12 protein-coding genes are annotated in these 13,169 nt (G+C 62.5%); 8 read left to right on the forward strand and 4 right to left on the reverse strand.

Features of this window, described 5'->3' with window-relative positions; all coding sequences use genetic code 11:
* The first annotated feature begins 3 nt into the window (after positions 1-3).
* From purB to J2X54_RS24640, 5 genes are all read left to right on the forward strand, one after another.
* Positions 4-1,380: an adenylosuccinate lyase gene (gene purB / locus J2X54_RS24620; RefSeq protein WP_070249220.1), complete on the forward strand. Its 1,377-nt coding sequence runs from the start codon at positions 4-6 to the stop codon at positions 1,378-1,380.
* A 151-nt stretch (positions 1,381-1,531) separates the two neighbouring features.
* The gene (locus tag J2X54_RS24625) at positions 1,532-2,059 is read left to right on the forward strand and encodes a cytochrome b (RefSeq protein WP_070249221.1); all 528 of its coding nucleotides are present in this window, start codon (positions 1,532-1,534) and stop codon (positions 2,057-2,059) included.
* 24 nt (positions 2,060-2,083) lie between these two features.
* Positions 2,084-2,635 (forward strand): YceI family protein, encoded by a 552-nt coding sequence (locus J2X54_RS24630; protein ID WP_070249222.1) that lies wholly within the window; start codon positions 2,084-2,086, stop codon positions 2,633-2,635.
* Positions 2,636-2,679: 44 nt separating this feature from the next.
* A complete protein-coding gene (locus J2X54_RS24635) occupies positions 2,680-3,252 on the forward strand; it encodes a YceI family protein (protein ID WP_070249223.1) in 573 nt (190 codons plus the stop codon).
* Positions 3,253-3,372: 120 nt separating this feature from the next.
* On the forward strand, positions 3,373-5,532 hold the full coding sequence (locus tag J2X54_RS24640; RefSeq protein WP_310184412.1) for a S46 family peptidase: 2,160 nt from the start codon (positions 3,373-3,375) through the stop codon (positions 5,530-5,532).
* 53 nt (positions 5,533-5,585) lie between these two features.
* On the opposite strand, the gene J2X54_RS24645 is transcribed toward J2X54_RS24640, so the two are convergent.
* Positions 5,586-6,314, reverse strand: coding sequence for a GAF domain-containing protein (locus J2X54_RS24645; RefSeq protein ID WP_310184413.1), 729 nt, complete (start codon positions 6,312-6,314; stop codon positions 5,586-5,588).
* A 148-nt stretch (positions 6,315-6,462) separates the two neighbouring features.
* On the opposite strand from J2X54_RS24645, the gene J2X54_RS24650 reads away from it, so the two are divergent.
* Positions 6,463-8,115, forward strand: coding sequence for a methyl-accepting chemotaxis protein (locus J2X54_RS24650; protein WP_310184414.1), 1,653 nt, complete (start codon positions 6,463-6,465; stop codon positions 8,113-8,115).
* 71 nt (positions 8,116-8,186) lie between these two features.
* Here the strand turns inward: J2X54_RS24650 and J2X54_RS24655 are convergent, their stop codons facing one another.
* A complete protein-coding gene (locus J2X54_RS24655; protein ID WP_310184415.1) occupies positions 8,187-9,227 on the reverse strand; it encodes a patatin-like phospholipase family protein in 1,041 nt (346 codons plus the stop codon).
* Between the two features lie 9 nt (positions 9,228-9,236).
* A complete protein-coding gene (locus J2X54_RS24660; protein ID WP_310184416.1) occupies positions 9,237-9,725 on the reverse strand; it encodes a hypothetical protein in 489 nt (162 codons plus the stop codon).
* A gap of 158 nt (positions 9,726-9,883) precedes the next feature.
* On the opposite strand from J2X54_RS24660, the gene J2X54_RS24665 reads away from it, so the two are divergent.
* Positions 9,884-10,450, forward strand: coding sequence for an NADPH-dependent FMN reductase (locus J2X54_RS24665; RefSeq protein WP_070249229.1), 567 nt, complete (start codon positions 9,884-9,886; stop codon positions 10,448-10,450).
* On the opposite strand, the gene J2X54_RS24670 is transcribed toward J2X54_RS24665, so the two are convergent.
* On the reverse strand, positions 10,451-11,203 hold the full coding sequence (locus tag J2X54_RS24670; RefSeq protein WP_310184417.1) for a hypothetical protein: 753 nt from the start codon (positions 11,201-11,203) through the stop codon (positions 10,451-10,453).
* A gap of 196 nt (positions 11,204-11,399) precedes the next feature.
* On the opposite strand from J2X54_RS24670, the gene J2X54_RS24675 reads away from it, so the two are divergent.
* A complete protein-coding gene (locus J2X54_RS24675) occupies positions 11,400-13,088 on the forward strand; it encodes a M14 family zinc carboxypeptidase (protein WP_310184418.1) in 1,689 nt (562 codons plus the stop codon).
* Positions 13,089-13,169 lie beyond the last annotated feature (81 nt).

Below are 13,169 nucleotides of genomic sequence, written 5' to 3' on the forward strand. Positions count from 1 at the left end.
ATCATGACCACTACTCCTTACTCCACGCTGTCGGCGCTGTCCCCGCTGGACGGCCGCTACGCCGGTAAAACCGATCTGCTGCGTCCCATCCTGTCCGAGTCCGGCTTTATGCACCACCGCGTCAAGGTGGAAATCTCGTGGCTGCAAGCGCTGTCGCTGGCAGGTTTCGACGAGATCAAGCCGTTCTCGGCCGAAGGCTCGGCCCTGCTCGACAAGATCGCCTCCGGCTTTACCGAACAGGACGCCGCCCGCATCAAGGAAATCGAAGCCGTCACCAACCACGACGTGAAAGCCGTGGAGTACTGGCTCAAGGAACAGGTAAAAGATGTGCCGGAACTGGTGGCCGCGTCCGAATTCATCCACTTCGCCTGCACCTCGGAAGACATCAACAACACCTCGCACGGCATGATGTTGAAAGCCGCGCGCGACACCGTGATGCTGCCATCGCTGCGCAACGTCGTCGCCCGCCTGACCGAAATCGCCCACGCCAACGCCGAGCTGCCGATGCTCTCGCGCACCCACGGCCAGACCGCCAGCCCGACCACCCTGGGCAAGGAAATGGCCAACGTCGTGGCGCGCCTGCAGCGCGCCATCAAGCGTATCGAGCAGGTTGAAATCCTCGGCAAGATGAATGGCGCCGTGGGCAACTACAATGCCCACCTGTCGGCATACCCGTCGTTCGACTGGGCGGCGTTCTCGAAAGACGTGATCGAAACGCGCCTGGGCCTGGAATTCAATCCGTACACGATCCAGATCGAGCCGCACGACTACATGGCCGAACTGTTCGACGCGTTTGCCCGCGCCAACACCATCTTGCTGGACCTGAACCGCGACATCTGGAGCTATGTGTCGCTGGGCTACTTCAAGCAGAAGCTCAAAGCCGGCGAAATCGGTTCGTCGACCATGCCGCACAAGGTTAACCCGATCGACTTCGAAAACTCCGAAGGCAACCTGGGCCTGGCCAACGCGGTGCTGAAACACCTGTCGGAAAAGCTGCCGGTCTCGCGCCTGCAACGCGACCTGACCGACTCGACCGTGCTGCGCAATATCGGCGTGGGCTTCGGCTACACGCTGCTGGCCTACGACAGCTGCTTGCGCGGCCTGAACAAGCTGGAAGTCAATCCGGCCCGCCTGGCAGCCGACCTCGACGCCAACTGGGAAGTGCTGGCCGAGCCGGTACAAACCGTGATGCGCCGCTACGGCATCGAGAACCCGTACGAGCAGTTGAAGGAACTCACGCGCGGCAAGGGCATCTCGAAAGACGCGCTGCGCGACTTCATCACCGGCCTGGCGATTCCGCAGCAAGCCAAGGACGGCCTGCTGGCGATGACCCCCGCCAATTACATCGGTATCGCCGCATCTCTGGCAAAAGCCATCTGATGTTGTAAGCGCATGTCGCTGACACTGGCCCCCGCAACTGAAAAAGTTCCGGGGGCTTTTTTATTCTGGTTTAATGCGTTGTTAAGCAAAAGAATTATTTGTTTGCTATAGTCCGATTTAGTCCTAACACGTACTAATTTTTGGAGCATCTATGCAACGCTATACCAAGACAGCCATGCTGCTGCACTGGCTGATCGCCCTCCTGATCATCTCGGCCTTTTTCCTCGGGCTGACCATGGTCGCCATTCCCGGCTTCTCGCCCACCAAGCTCAAGTATTTTTCGTGGCATAAATGGCTCGGTGTGACCGTGCTGGCGCTGGTGGCGATACGCCTGTTGTGGCGCCTGGCAAACAAGCCGCCGGCGCCGCTGGCCAGCATTCCGCCGGTCCAGCACAAGCTGGCCGAAGGCATGCACTACCTGCTGTACTTCCTGATGTTTGCCGCGCCGATCTCCGGTTACCTGTTCAGCAGCGCGGCCGGCGTGCCGGTCGTGTACCTGAAACTGATCCCGCTGCCAGTGATCATCGGCCCCGATCCCGAACTGAAGGCACTGCTGTCCACGGTGCACTACGTGCTGGTCATGACCATGGCCGCCGCAGTCGTGGCCCATGCTCTCGCTGCCCTCAAGCATCACTTTTTCGACCGCGACGTCACGCTCAAACGCATGCTGCCGTTCTAATTTTTTTTACTTATTGGAGTTCCTATGAAAACCGTCAAAAAAATCGCCTTCCTGTCCCTGCTTGGTGTGAGCCTGATCGCCGGCGCCGCCGTCCTGAAAACCGATCCGGCCAAGTCGACCGTTTCGGCCACGTTCAAGCAAATGAATGTGCCGATCGAGTCGAAATTCAAGAAGTTCACCGCCACCATCGACTACGATGCCGCCAAGCCGGATGCCTCGAAAGCGACCGTGGAAGTGGACACCGCCAGCCTCGACATGGGCGACCCGGACTACAACAAGGAAGTGGCCAAGAAGGAATGGTTCAACGCCGCCCAGTTCCCGAAAGCGACGTTCGTCTCGAGCTCGATCAAGGCGGCCGGCGCCGGCAAGCTGACCGTGGCGGGCAAGCTGACCGTCAAGGGCAAGACCACCGACGTCACCTTCCCGCTGACCGTGAAAACCGAAGGCGGCAAGCAAGTGTTTGACGGCGTCCTGCCGATCAAGCGCCTGACCTACAACATCGGCGAAGGCGAATGGAAAGACACCAGCATGGTTGCCGATGAAGTGGTGCTCAAGTTCCACGTCGTCGCCGGCTAAATACAACTAAATACAACTAACCACCACCACAGGAGATACATCGCATGAAGCTGAAGTTACTGATCGCCACGCTGTTGACCGCCGCTACCGCCTCGTCCATGGCGGCAAGCACGACCTACAATCTCGATCCGACCCACACGTTCCCGAGCTTCGAGGCCGACCACATGGGCCTGTCGGTCTGGCGCGGCAAGTTCAACAAGACCAGCGGCACGGTCACCCTCGACCCGGTCGCCAAGACCGGCTCGCTGAACGTGAAGATCGAGGCCGATTCGGTCGACTTCGGCCTCGATGCGATGAACAAGCACGCCAAGGACGACACCATGTTCAACGTCGCCAAGTATCCGACCATGACCTACACCAGCAAATCGTTCAAGTTCGACGGCGACAAGCTGGTGGGCGTGGAAGGCGAGCTGACCATGATGGGCGTGACCAAGCCGGTGGCGCTCAAGGTCGACAAGTTCAAGTGCATCATGCACCCGCGCTACAAGAAAGAAGCGTGCGGCGCCGACGCCACCGCCGAATTCAAGCGCAGCGACTTCGGCCTCAATATCGGCCTGCCGAACTTCTCGCCCGAAGTCAAGCTGGCGATCCAGATCGAGGCGATCAAGGCCGACTGATTTCCTGGCATTTGCAACAAAGCCCCCGCCATCCACTGTCCGTGGATGCGCGGGGCTTTTTTTTGTTGATATACTCGCTGCGCTGTTCCCAATCACCATTTTGGAAAACGAACTAAAACAATGCATAAGACACTGATCGCGCTCGCCATCCTGAGCACCACCGCCGCAGCCCACGCCGACGAAGGCATGTGGATGCCACAACAGCTGCCACAAGTAGCCAACCAACTGAAAGCGGCCGGCCTGGCGCTCGATCCCGCCGCGCTGACCAAGCTGACCGAGTTCCCGATGGGCGCCATCGTCAGCCTGGGCGGCTGCTCGGCGTCGTTCGTCTCGCCGCAAGGCCTGGTCGCCACCAATCACCACTGCGTCTATGGCAGCGTGGCCCACAACTCCACGCCCGAGCGCGACCTGCTGGCCAACGGTTTCCTGGCCAAGACCCTGGGCGAGGAACTGCCGGCCGCGCCCGGCAGCCGCATCTTCGTCACCAAGGCCGTGACCGACGTCAGCCAGCAGGTGATCACGCCAGCCGTCGCCAAGTTGAACGGCAAAGCCCGCCTCGATGCGATCGAGAAAAACACCAAGACCATCCAGGCCGAGTGCGAAAAAGACGCCGGCCACCGCTGCACCGTGTCGTCGTTCTATGGCGGCCTGGAGTTCTACCTGATCAAGCAACTGGAAATCCGCGACGTGCGCCTGGTGCACGCGCCGCCTGCAGGCGTGGGCAAGTTCGGTGGCGACACCGACAACTGGATGTGGCCGCGCCACACCGGCGACTACGGTTTCTACCGCGCCTACGTCAGCAAAGATGGCAAGGCCGCCGACTTCAGCAAGGACAACGTGCCGTACGTGCCGCAGCACTTCCTGAAACTGGCCAAGGAAGGCAGCAAGGAAGGCGACTTCGTCATGGTACTGGGCTACCCGGGCCGCACCAACCGCCACCGCCTGCCGTCGGAAGTGGCATACACCTTCGACTGGAGCTACCCGGCGTTCGTCAAATCGTCGGCCGAGAGCCTGGCGATCATTGCCGAGACCACCAAGGACAACAAGGACACCGCGCTCAAGTACGCGTCGCAAGTGGCCGGCATCAACAACTACTACAAGAACCGCCAGGGCATGCTGGACTCGTACGCCGGCAGCGACATGCTGGCGCGCAAGACCGCCGAGCATGAAGCGCTGAAGCAGTGGATCAGCGCCGACGCCGCCCGCAAAAAGGCATACGGCGCCGACATCGCCACCGTGGAAAAGCTGATCGCCGAGCGCGACGCCGAGACCAAGCGCGACTACTTCCTGTCGTCGTCGAAACCGCGCCTGCTCAACACCGCGCGCATGTTGTACCGCCTGGCTAACGAAAACGCCAAGCCGGACACCGAGCGCAAGTCCGGCTACCAGGTTCGCGACGTGCCACGCATCAAGGCTAGCGTGGCCGCGCTGGTGCGCAACTACGATGAAAAAGTCGACAAGGCCCTGGTACTGAACAGCCTGGCCAAGTACGCCGCGCAACCGGCCGCCCAGCGCAACGCCGCTTTCGACAAGGTGATGGGCATCAAGGACGGCATGGACAAGGCCGGCCTGCAGGCGGCACTGGACAAGATCTACGCCGGCAGCAAGCTTGGCGACGCTGCCACCCGCACCGCCTGGATCGACAAGAAACCGGCCGACTTCAAGGCCAGCGACGACAGCTTCATCCAGGCTGCCGTGGCGCTGTACGGCCCGGACCTGAGGGAGGAAGCGAAGGAAGAAGAACTGGCCGGCAAGCTGCAAGAGTCCTACGCCAACTACATGAAGGCAAAAATCGCCTACATGAACAGCAAGGGCCAGGCCGTGTATCCGGACGCCAACAGCACCCTGCGCGTGACGTTCGGCCAGATCGCCGGCCGCCAGCCGGGTTCTGACGGCACCGACTGGAAAGCGTTCACCACCGTTGCCGGCGTCGCCGCCAAGGCCACCGGCACCGGCGAGTTCAATGCGCCGAAAGCGCAGCTCGATGCGATCAAGGCCAAGGACTTCGGCAAGTATGTCGACCCGGCGTTGAAATCGGTACCGGTCGCCTACCTGGCCACGCTCGACATCACCGGCGGCAACTCCGGTTCGGCTGCGCTCAACAGCAAGGGTGAATGGATCGGCCTGGCCTTCGACGGCACGCTCGACTCGATCATTTCGGACTGGGATTTCAACAAGGCGATGACGCGTTCGATCCAGGTCGACCTGCGCTACATCCTGTGGAACATGAAGCACGTGGACCACGCCGATAATCTGCTCAAGGAAATGAACGCCGAATAAGCGCTTCTGCTCTCTCGAAAACCACGCTGCGGCGTGGTTTTTTTATGACTGTTTTATCGCTGCTGCCTGATTTCACGGCAGGCGATGCCACCGAGCTCACGCAGCGCACGCGCCTGCTGGCCGGTCAGGCGGCGCGGCTCGGTATCGATCACGCACAGCGAACCGAGCTTGAAGCCATCCGCATCAATCAGCGGCACGCCGGCATAAAAGCGGATATGCGGCGCGCCGGTGACCAGCGGGTTGTCGCGAAAACGCGGATCGTCGAGCGTGTCGGTCACGAAGAACAAATCGTCCTGGGCAATCGTGTAATTGCAAAAGGCCCAGTCGCGCGGGGTGCCCGTCAACGCCACGCCCTGGCGCGACAAAAACAGCTGCTGCGACTGCGTGAGCAAGGTCAGCAGAGCGATCGGCGCTGTCGTGACCGTGGCCGCCAGCCAGGTCAGCGGGTCGAAGATCGGGCCGATCGCGCGCTCCCGCAATCCAGACCGGTCCACCGCTGCCAGCCGCTGCGCCTCGGCAGGCGTCGGCGCGGCGCCACTGAGCGGGACCACCTCTGGTTCGCCGGCGTCATGCGCCAGGCGTTGTTGCAAGCGCCGCACCGACGACAGCTGCACACGGCGATGACCGCCAGGCGTCTTCCAGGACGGCAAATTGCCGTTTTCCATCCACAGTTGTGCAGTCGAGATGGAAATGCCCAATAGCGCAGCCACGCCTTTGCTGGTCAGGATCGAGTCTTGGTCGGTATCGGCTGGGGTGCCGGGAGCGGAAAGTGTGATGGCCATTCCGGACTGTAGCGCAATCAATGTGGTGTAACAAGAACTCAATCTCGCAAAAATTAATGAATTCAATAGAAAAATCTGACGAATTCATCCTATGATGCTATAGTGCAACCCTAATTAACCTTGTATCATCAATTTTCGTAAGGCAATCATGCTGTCCAATATCAAAATCAAGCACCTGGTGATTGCCGCGTTGGCAGCACTGATGACCGTCATCGTGCTCATCGGAAGCTATGGCATCTATGCAGCCGACCGCTCTGTCGCGCTGATCAACGACGTCACGCTGGCCGACCAGGCCCGCGCCGGCGAGCGCAACGCTATCCGGCTCGACATGGAAACCAACCGCAGCCAGATCCTGCAGGCGCTGCAACACAACACCGAATTCGAATGGGCCAAGCTGCACGACCACGAGCTGAGCGTGCACTGGGGCGTGATCGATGCGGCCAGCGCGCGCATCACCGAGCGCTGGACGCGGTATCTCGACAGCATCGACAACGCCGAACAGAAAGCCCTGGCGCAAGAGTGGTACCGCACCAGCGATGGCCTGGGCGTGGCGCATATTGCCGCTGCCGTCGCTGCCATCAAGAACGGCGACTGGGACGATGCCGAGCTGGTGCTCATCAAGAAAATCAACCCCACCTACCGCGTCGGTGACGTGGCCCTGGCAGCGCTGAAAAAATTCAGCGACGAGCGCGCCGAAGCCAACCACGACATCGTGCAGGACAGCCTGTCCACCATGCGTTACAGCACGATTGCGGCACTGCTGCTGGGCGCCGCACTGGCGCTGGCCGTCGGCTACCTGCTGATCAGGGCGATTGCCCAGCCGCTGCAACAGGCCATGGCAATTGCCGAGCGGGTGGCGGCAGGCGACCTGCGTGGCGACGCCACCATTCATAGCACCAACGAAATCGGCACCTTGCTGACCGCGCTCGACACAATGAAGGACAACCTGGCCGGCATCGTGGCCGAAGTGCGCGGCAGTACCAGCCACATGGCCAGCGCCTCGGCGCAGATTGCCGCCGGCAACCACGACCTGTCGCAGCGCTCGGCAGAACAGGCCGCCTCGCTCGAGGAAACCTCGTCGTCGATGGAGGAAATGACCGCCACCGTCAAGCAGAATGCCGACAGTGCGCGCCAGGCCAACACGCTGGCGCTGTCGGCCTCCGAAGTGGCGGTCAAGGGCGGTGTGCTGGTGGCGCAGGTGGTCGATACCATGGGCTCGATCAGCGCCTCGTCGAACAAGATTGCCGACATCATCGGCGTGATCAACGGCATTGCGTTCCAGACCAATATCCTGGCGCTCAACGCCGCCGTGGAAGCGGCGCGCGCTGGCGAACAGGGGCGCGGATTTGCCGTGGTGGCGTCCGAAGTGCGCAACCTGGCGCAACGCTCGGCGGCGGCGGCACAGGAAATCAAAGTGCTGATCGAAGACTCGGTGCAAAAAGTGGGCAGCGGCGCCAAGCTGGTGAACCAGACCGGCGCGACCATGCAGGAAATCGTCGGCAGCGTGCAGCGCGTGACCGGCATCATGGGCGAGATCACCGGCGCCAGCCAGGAGCAGGCTACCGGCCTCGACCAGATTCGCGCCGCCATCGTGCAAATGGACGGATTGACCCAGCAGAACATGGCGCTGGTGGAAGAAGCCAGTGCTGCAGCCGATTCCCTGCACGAACAGGCGCAAGGCCTGGAGACGGTCGTCAGCGTGTTTCAACTCGACGGCGTGAAGCAGGCGCCGACGCCAGTGGCGGCGACGCTGAGGCCCCGCACGCAGCGCCGGTCCGGTCTGCAGTTGCAACTGGGCTGACTGGACTGACTGGCCCGGGTGTATGGCCTGCGGCGTGCCTGCATGCACCTTGCCGGTCTGCCCGCAGCAGTTCAGGTTGCCGTGCGTACCCTGCCGTATGCGGTCGCCGGTAACGGCGTATCGGCCACGCCGATTTGCTCCTTATGTTCGCGCAACCAGGCCTCGGCTGCGGCCACGCCCGCCTCATGCAAGTGCAGCAGGAAACCGAGCTCGCCATTGAGCTTGCTCGAGATACTGTAGTCGGCCAGCATGTCGATGCCGCTGATCAGGTGCAGGCGCGGGCGATCGAACGCCATCGTGTCGCCCCGCTCTTCCAGCGGCACACCCTGGCCGTGCTGCAGGGCGGCGATCTCGCGCAAAAAGCTCATGTTGAAGGCGATTTCATTGGTGCGATTGGCAATGTCGGCCACGCTGCGCGGCGCCCGGCTGCGCGAGACGGGGTTGTTCTGTACCACCAGGATATCGCGCGCGCCGTGCTCGAGAAACGGCGCCAGCGGCGGGTTGGCCACGAAGCTGCCATCCCAGTAGCTCTCGCCGTCCACCTCGACAGCGGCAAACACGGTAGGCAGGCAGGCCGAAGCCAGTACCCGTTGCGGGTCGAGCTCTTCCCTGGTAAACATGCGGCCGGCACCGGTGCGCACATTGGTAGCCGCTATAAATAATTGCAGCTCGGTGCAGGCGCGCACGCGCCCGAAGTCCACCATGGTGGTGAGGAAGTTGCGTAGCGGATTTTGCGTGAGCGGCGCTTCCCATACCGGCCCGTGGAACGCCGCGCCCATCTCCAGCAGGTGATAGATGGGTGAATGTTCGAGCGTCCAGCTGCCGGTCAGGCGGTCGAACGGCGTGCGTTGCAGCGGGCTGAACGTCATGGTCTGCCCCAGCGTGGTCCAGTAGCGGCGCAAGGCGGCCTGCGCGCCGCGCCGGCCGCCGCCATGGGCATAACCATCGGCCAGCACCACGGCGTTGATGGCGCCCGAGCTGCTGCCGCTGATCTTGTCGAACACCAGGTCGTCTTCATCGAGCAGGCGGTCGAGTACACCCCAGGTGAAGGCCCCGTACGTGCCCGCGCCTTGCAGGCCGAGGCTGACGGTCTTGCGGAGCGGCGTCGTCATGCGCGGCCCTTACGACAAATCGGCGCCATCGTCATGGCGATGGTTGAGCCAGGCGCCAGCAGCCAGGCCAACGCCGAACGCCACGTACACCCACGCCAGCGAGCTGCGCGAGACGCGCTGCTCGAAGCCGGGCTGGAATCTTTTAGGCGTGAGCTTGTAGTCGACAACGCAGGCCACGGCAGTGGCTGCCGCCGACGCCGCCACCGTGGCGGCCGGCGATTTCTTACCCAGCACGCGGCCGGCCAGTTGCTCGAAGATACTGCCCCAGAAATGTGAGCTGGCGTGGTGGATGCCGTAGCCGACCAGCGTATATTTCAAGGTGGGCCGGTCCTGCTCGAAGGCGCGGTCGCCCCACAGCCAATGGCTGATGGCGTTGGCGCCCGCGAACGGGCTGCCGGCCTCCTTCTTCGAGAACAGCGCCAGTACCGCCGTGGACGCCAAACTGGCCAACAAGCCCGGCGCCATGCCCTTGCCAACAATAACTTTCCAGTTATCCATAACGTCTCCCGAGTGCGTTAATCGATACGCCAGCCTATCCAAAAATTCGGCATCACGGCGCACCCCTCCCAAAAGGCTGGCGCGCGCCCTGTGGCGGTGGGGATCGGTTACAGTAAGCGGTCTTTTTTTCCCCTATCGACCCACCTACTGGAGTTCACATGCCCGCCAAGAAAATCGCTGTCATCATCGGCAGCCTGCGCAAAGATTCGATCAACCGCAAATTTGCCCACGAAGTCATTGCCCTGGCGCCCGAATCGCTGAACCTGGAAATCGTCGAGATCGGCGAACTCGCCATCTATAACCAGGACCTGGAAGAAAACGGCGCGGTGCCGCCGCAGGCCTGGACCCAGTTCCGCGAACGCATGCAGGAGTTCGAAGGCGTGCTGTTCTTCACCCCGGAATACAACCGCTCCACCACCGCCGCCCTGAAGAACGCGCTCGACGTCGGCTCGCGTCCTTACGGCAGCAGCGTGTGGACCGGCAAGCCGGCCGGCGTGGTCAGCATCACCCCTGGTGCGACCGGTGCCTTTGGCGCCAACCACCACCTGCGCCAGTCGCTGGTGTTCCTCGACATGCCGGTGCTGCAACAGCCGGAAATGTACATCGGCAGCGCCGCCAAGCTGCTCGGCGATGACGGCAAGGTCAACAACGAAGACACCAAAAAATTCCTGAAGAAATTCATCGATACCTACGCCGTGTGGGTCGAGACCAACGCCAAAAAATAATCAGCGCCTGATGGCGGTAAACGCGTAGCCGGCACGGGTGAGTACCGTCGGCGCCAGTTGGCGCTGCTGGTGCCCCGGTTGCAGGGGCAGCAGGCGCGGCGCCGGTTCTGCCGGCACCGGCAGCAACGCCAGGTCCGCCCCCGGCAGCCGCGCCGGCAGCGCCTCGAGTTCCGCGTCTTCCAGCGGCGTACAACTGATATACACCCGGTACGACGCCTGCCCCGCCCCCAGCTCCAGCACGAAACCCGCAATTTGCGCCATCCCAGCGGGCCCCGGCATGGCCGTCACGCGCAGCAATGCCTTGCCCTTGCGCAGGTGTAGCACATCCCAGGTGTGCATCGGATAGAAGCGCGGTCCCGGCGGCACGGGAGTGCCATCGACTGGCGCGGGCAACAGCACGTTCAGGCCATGGAGCGCTGCCAGCGGCGCCAGGCCGCTGTAGCGCCCCGTCAACGCCGGGCTCATGACCAGCAGGTCGGCCTGCGGCCAGTCACCGACGGCTGCGGCGCTGTAAGCTTCCGCGTCCGCACCCACGGTGAGGATGCGCAGGCCATCGTAGCGGATCAGCGTCAGCCCCTTGCCGACCAGTTCCAGCCGGCCCTGCTGCGCCTTGCCCGAGCCGCCGTGCCAACCTTTGCCGGTCATGATGTCCACCGTGTAGCGCGGCCCGATCTGCGCCAGCCCCAGCCGGCATCCCAGCGCCAGCACCAGCGCTACCGCGATACCCGCGGCCATCCCGGTCTTGTTTCGCATCATCGCCTCCTCCCTGTGTACAGGACCCCAGTACACCATCGATGACGATTATTTTCCTTAATGCAACTCAAGCGACGGCCGGCAAGCGCTCAAAAAACGGGCAGCGATGATACAATTGTCGCCCTTGAAACGTGCCGGCAAGCTCACAAGGCACACCGCACGCACCGCCAACATGCCTCCTGAGAACCAGACCGCCATGCACCCAGAAATGCCGACACCCTACGAACAGGGCAATCAAAACCAGACCACCTTGCACAGCGAATGCATCGCCTTCTACGAGCAACTGGCGCAGCGCTTCCCGCAAGTGCTGCGTTTTGAACAGATCGGCACGTCCGATGGCGGCGTGCCGATCCACGCCGGCGTGGTCAGCGCCGACGGCGTATTCGACCGCCACCTGATCAAGGCGCAGAACCGCCCGGTGTTCTTCAACAACAATGGCATCCACCCCGGCGAACCCGAGGGCGTCGATGCCTGCATGGCCATCGTGCGCGACCTGTGCTTCGATGCGGACAAGCTGGCCGCGCTGGGCACCACCGTGCTGCTGTTCGTGCCGCTGTATAACGTCGATGGCGCCCTCAACCGCGCAAACACCTCGCGCGTGAACCAGGACGGCCCCGAACAGTTCGGCTTCCGTGGCAACAGCCGCCACCTGGACCTGAACCGCGACTTCATCAAGTGCGACACCCTCAACGCCCAGCTGTTCAACCAGCTGGTGAGCACCTGGGACCCGGACGTGATGGTCGATACCCACACTTCCAACGGCGCCGACTACCCGTACACGATGACCCTGATCCACACCCAGGCCGACAAGCTCGGCTATGGCCTGGGCCCATTCCTGCGCGACACCATGCTGCCGTACATCTACGCACAGATGGCCGCCAAGGGCTGGCCTACCTGCCCGTACGTCAACCCGGTGCACGACACGCCCGACGACGGCATTGCCGAATTTCTGGAAGTGCCGCGCTTTTCCACCGGCTTCGCCGCCCTGCACCACGTGATCGGCTTCATGCCGGAAACCCACATGCTCAAGCCGTTCAAGGACCGCTACGAGTCGATGCGCGCGCTGCTGGACGTGACCATGGCCTTCACCACCGCGCACGGCGAACAGATCATCAAGCTGCGCGCCGATGCCCGCGAGCAGGCCGCCAACGCCAGCGAATGGACCGTCAACTGGAAGATGGACGAAGCCAACCCCTCGACCTTCCGCTTCAACGGTTACGCGGCCAAGCGCAGCCCTAGCCTGCTGGGCAACTACCAGCGCCTGTCGTACGACCGTACCCAGCCGTGGGAAAAGGACATCGCCTACTACAACAGCTTCGTGCCAGCGGCCACCGTGCGCGCCCCCAAGGGCTATATCGTGCCGCAAGCGTGGCGCGAAGCGATCGAGCGCCTGAAGTGGAACGGCGTGGAAATGGCGCCGTTCGACGAGGCCGCCACCATCGAGGCGCAGTACTATCACATCGTCTCGGTCACCTCGCGCCCGAACGCCTACGAAGGCCATCTGTACCACGACGCGGTCGAGCTCGAAGCGCGCACCGGCAGCTTCACGGTACAGGCCGGCGACTGGTTCATTCCGCTCAAGCAGCACAACGCCCGCTACGCGGTAGAAACCCTCGAACCGCTGGGCCACGACTCGTTCTTCCGCTGGGGCTTCTTCAACAGCGTGCTGGAAAAGAAGGAAGCGTACTCGGACTACGTGTTCGAAGACCTGGCGCTGGAGATGCTCGAGACCGAGCCTGAATTGAAAGCGAAGTTCGACGCATGGAAGGCGGCCAACCCGGCGCTGCTGTCGCAACAGGATGCGGTACTGGGCTTTATCTTCGAACACGGCCAACGCCACGCGGAGCCGGAGTGGCGCCGTTACCCGGTGTTGTCGGTCTTCTAAAGCCGCACAAAGTTTGCGTTTTTCCGATGCACGCAGCGGCGATCCCGCCGCGTGCATCTTGTCGCTTGTTTCGCCGCCCAC

The organism is Duganella sp. 3397 (assembly GCF_031456625.1).
GTDB lineage: Bacteria > Pseudomonadota > Gammaproteobacteria > Burkholderiales > Burkholderiaceae_D > Rugamonas > Rugamonas phyllosphaerae.

Excerpts from the sequence above, each read along its gene's own strand:
- purB (WP_070249220.1), top strand. The coding sequence starts at position 4 with ATGACCACTACTCCTTACTCCACGCTGTCGGCGCTGTCCCCGCTGGAC.
- J2X54_RS24625 (WP_070249221.1), top strand. The coding sequence starts at position 1,532 with ATGCAACGCTATACCAAGACAGCCATGCTGCTGCACTGGCTGATCGCC.
- J2X54_RS24630 (WP_070249222.1), top strand. The coding sequence starts at position 2,084 with ATGAAAACCGTCAAAAAAATCGCCTTCCTGTCCCTGCTTGGTGTGAGC.
- J2X54_RS24635 (WP_070249223.1), top strand. The coding sequence starts at position 2,680 with ATGAAGCTGAAGTTACTGATCGCCACGCTGTTGACCGCCGCTACCGCC.
- J2X54_RS24640 (WP_310184412.1), top strand. The coding sequence starts at position 3,373 with ATGCATAAGACACTGATCGCGCTCGCCATCCTGAGCACCACCGCCGCA.
- J2X54_RS24645 (WP_310184413.1), bottom strand. The coding sequence starts at position 6,314 with ATGGCCATCACACTTTCCGCTCCCGGCACCCCAGCCGATACCGACCAA.
- J2X54_RS24650 (WP_310184414.1), top strand. The coding sequence starts at position 6,463 with ATGCTGTCCAATATCAAAATCAAGCACCTGGTGATTGCCGCGTTGGCA.
- J2X54_RS24655 (WP_310184415.1), bottom strand. The coding sequence starts at position 9,227 with ATGACGACGCCGCTCCGCAAGACCGTCAGCCTCGGCCTGCAAGGCGCG.
- J2X54_RS24660 (WP_310184416.1), bottom strand. The coding sequence starts at position 9,725 with ATGGATAACTGGAAAGTTATTGTTGGCAAGGGCATGGCGCCGGGCTTG.
- J2X54_RS24665 (WP_070249229.1), top strand. The coding sequence starts at position 9,884 with ATGCCCGCCAAGAAAATCGCTGTCATCATCGGCAGCCTGCGCAAAGAT.
- J2X54_RS24670 (WP_310184417.1), bottom strand. The coding sequence starts at position 11,203 with ATGCGAAACAAGACCGGGATGGCCGCGGGTATCGCGGTAGCGCTGGTG.
- J2X54_RS24675 (WP_310184418.1), top strand. The coding sequence starts at position 11,400 with ATGCACCCAGAAATGCCGACACCCTACGAACAGGGCAATCAAAACCAG.